A 1,765-nucleotide genomic window follows, 5' to 3' on the forward strand; every position below is an offset into this window, starting at 1 on the left:
GGCCGCGCCGAAGGAGAAGCGGACAGCATGCGCATCCTGGGAATCAACGCCCTCTTCCACGACCCCGCCGCCGCGCTCGTCATCGACGGGCACACCGTCGCAGCCGCAGAGGAGGAGCGGTTCTCGCGCCGCAAGCACGGCAAGCGGCCGCTGCCCTTCTCCGCCTGGGAACTCCCGGAGAAGGCCGCCGCCTGGTGCCTCGCCGAGGCCGGCCTGCGGCCCCAGGACCTCGACGCCGTCGCGTACTCCTTCGACCCGGAACTCGCCAGGCCCACCGAGGAGATGGGCCTCGACGACCCCTGGGACCACCTGCGGCTGATGTACGCCCGGCAGGCCCCCGGCTTCCTCGCCACCGCGCTGCCCGGCCTCGACCCGGACATCGTGCGCTTCGTCCCGCACCACATGGCCCACGCCGCCTCCAGCGCGCTCGCCGCGCCCGGCGCCGAGACGTCGTCCGTGCTCGTGCTGGACGGCCGCGGCGAGGCCACCTCGCACCTCGCGGGCCGCCGCGTCGGCGACCGCATCGAACCGCTGTACGGCCAGCAACTCCCGCACTCCCTCGGCCTCGTCTACGAGGATCTGACGGAGCATCTGGGCTTCCTCCGCTCCTCCGACGAGTACAAGGTGATGGCCCTCGCCTCCTACGGCACCCCGCGCATGCTCGGCGAACTGCGCCGCCACGTCCACCCGACGGGCGACGGCGGATTCCGCGCCACCGGAGTCCCGTGGTCCGAGCTGTGCGCCCCGCTGCGCCCCGGCGAGGCCTGGACCCAGGCGCACGCCGACCTCGCCGCCAGCGCCCAGGCATGCCTGGAGGAGACCCTGCTCGACCTGGCCCGCTGGCTGCACGGCCAGACCCACGACAGCGTGCTGACCATGGCCGGCGGGGTGGCGCTCAACTGCGTCGCCAACTCCCGCATCGCCCGCGAGGGCCCCTTCGACCGGGTCTGGGTCCAGCCCGCCTCCGGCGACGCGGGCACGGCACTCGGCGGCGCCCTCTACCTCGCCGCGTCCGGCGGCGACCGCACCGAACCGCTCGCGGGCGCCGACCTGGGCCGCCGCTGGTCCGACGCCGAACTGGAGGCCTGGCTGAAGACGGCCGCCGTGCCCTTCGAACGCCCCGCCGACGTCGCCGAGACGGTCGCCGAGGCGCTCGCCGGGGACCAGATCGTCGCCTGGTTCCAGGGCCGCTCCGAGTACGGGCCCAGGGCGCTGGGACACCGCTCGCTGCTCGCCCACCCCGGCCGCTCCGGCAACCTCGAACGGCTGAACGACGTCAAGGGGCGCGAGCAGTTCCGGCCGGTCGCGCCCATGGTCCTCGCGGACCGCGCGGGCGAGATCTTCGACGGCCCGATGCCGTCGCCGTACATGCTCTTCGTCCACGACGTCGCCGAGGAATGGCGCGAGCGGATCCCGGCCGTCGTCCACGTCGACGGCACCGCCCGCATCCAGACCGTCGACCCGGTCGGCGAACCCCTCGTGGCCCGCATGCTCGGCGCCTTCGAGGAACGCACGGGGCTGCCCGTCGTCGTCAACACCAGCCTCAACACCGCCGGCCGGCCGATGGTCGACGACCCGCGCGACGCCCTGGAATGCTTCGGCTCCTCGCCGGTGGACCTGCTGGCCATCGGCCCGTTCGTGGTCCGGCGCGGCGCGTTCTTCGCGGGCGGACAGCCGGACGCGGCCGGCTCCGAGGAAACCCTGCCGTCCCGCGGTGAGGGCTTCGCCGCGGCGGGCGTCGTCCCCGGCGGCGCGGCCCCCGCCA

Annotated in this window: 1 protein-coding gene; it reads left to right on the forward strand. The window is 74.8% G+C overall.

Annotated features, from left to right (window positions below):
- Positions 1 to 27 precede the first annotated feature (27 nt).
- Positions 28 to 1,765 (forward strand): carbamoyltransferase family protein (locus GCU69_RS08185; RefSeq protein ID WP_156205530.1); only part of this gene is annotated, 1,738 nt, incomplete at its 3' end.

The sequence above is a fragment of the Streptomyces lycii genome (assembly GCF_009735685.1).
Taxonomy (GTDB): Bacteria; Actinomycetota; Actinomycetes; order Streptomycetales; family Streptomycetaceae; genus Streptomyces; species Streptomyces lycii.